The organism is Mediterraneibacter catenae, from assembly GCF_008691045.1.
GTDB classification, from domain to species: domain Bacteria; phylum Bacillota; class Clostridia; order Lachnospirales; family Lachnospiraceae; genus Mediterraneibacter; species Mediterraneibacter ornithocaccae.
On the sequence record NZ_VMSO01000054.1, the window covers coordinates 1 to 1,308 of the forward strand.

Annotated in this window: 1 protein-coding gene; it reads right to left on the reverse strand. The window is 51.0% G+C overall.

Features of this window, described 5'->3' with window-relative positions; all coding sequences use genetic code 11:
* Positions 1 to 1,158 (reverse strand): IS21 family transposase (istA, locus tag FNY66_RS15315; protein WP_229409558.1); only part of this gene is annotated, 1,158 nt, incomplete at its 3' end.
* Positions 1,159 to 1,308 lie beyond the last annotated feature (150 nt).

Genomic DNA, 1,308 nt, shown 5'->3' on the forward strand with positions numbered 1-1,308 from the left:
GTCCCGCTTACGGCCGGTCTCTCTTGGATGGACAGCCACCCGGTTTCCGTGGAAGAATACTTCCACTGTATTGCGCGTAACACGGACGCTGACCGATTCCCCAATCAGGTCATATGGGACAGAATACTTGTTTAATCCGTCAGTTACGGTATAATCAAGAAGAACTGTCTGATCCGACCAGAGAGACGGTTCATAGGGATTGGCAGGGAGCGGCTGCATGAATTCTTTTTCCTCATGGATATAAGCATCGCAGCGGTTCCCTTCCCGTTTCTTAAAGGCATAACCGTTGAGTTCTTCCAGCTTTTCAGCAACGGCTTCTTTTGCGTCGGCCAGGGAGAAGAAGGTTTCGTTCCGCAGCGCTGCCAGGATCCACGTAGAGGCATAAGAGACACTGCCCTCGGCATGGCTCTTATCCTGCGGACGGCGAACGCGCGCGGGAACAATCGCAGTACCATAGTGATCGGCAAGCTCCGAATAGCTGCGGTTCAGGACTGTATCCAGACGGGTGTTTTTCAGCACACCGGTACGGAGATTGTCTGGGATCGTCAGCCTGGGTACGCCGCCGAAATACTCATAGGCATGCACATGGCAGAGCAGCCAGTTTTCAGACTTCATGTCACTGCAGAGCTCAGCATAAACATAGCAGCTGCAGGGAAGGACCCCTACAAAAAGGTATGCAGGAACAGTCTCTCCAGTAACAGGATCTTTGATCGGCAGTGTCCCGCCTGCCCAGTCCACTTCCATGGCATCTCCGGGCTTATGATGGATCCTCATCGTAGCTTTAGACTTTTTTGCCCATGCCCGGTAAATGTCACAAAACTGTGTATACTGGTAGGGGACACGCCCGGCATTGGAGCAATTGGCCTGATATTCTTTCCAAAGTAGTGTCAGGTTCACTCCTTTTTTCGCCAGTTCGCGGTGGATCCAGGCACAGTCCGGTTCCAGATAAACATTTGCTTTTTTCTGTCGTTCCGGATAAAGCAGAACATAAAGCTGTGGATTTGTTACTTTCTCTCCAAGCGGCCACCGGATTCCTTTCTCATCTGCAAGCCGTTCCACTTCTCTTACGGTGTTGCGGGAGCTGCGCAGCGATCCGGCGATCTGTGTGATGTTGTACCCAAGGCTCTGGAGCCTCAGGATTTCGCGATAATCTACCATGATCATCGTCCTCCTTAAATGATAGTCACACGAATGTGTGCCATCATCATTATAAGAATGACTTTGATCGCCGACTATCCCTCTCCGAGATCAGTGATCTGAATCTCCGTGAAAGGTGGTCAGATTGACCGTGAAGGATGGTCAGTTTAT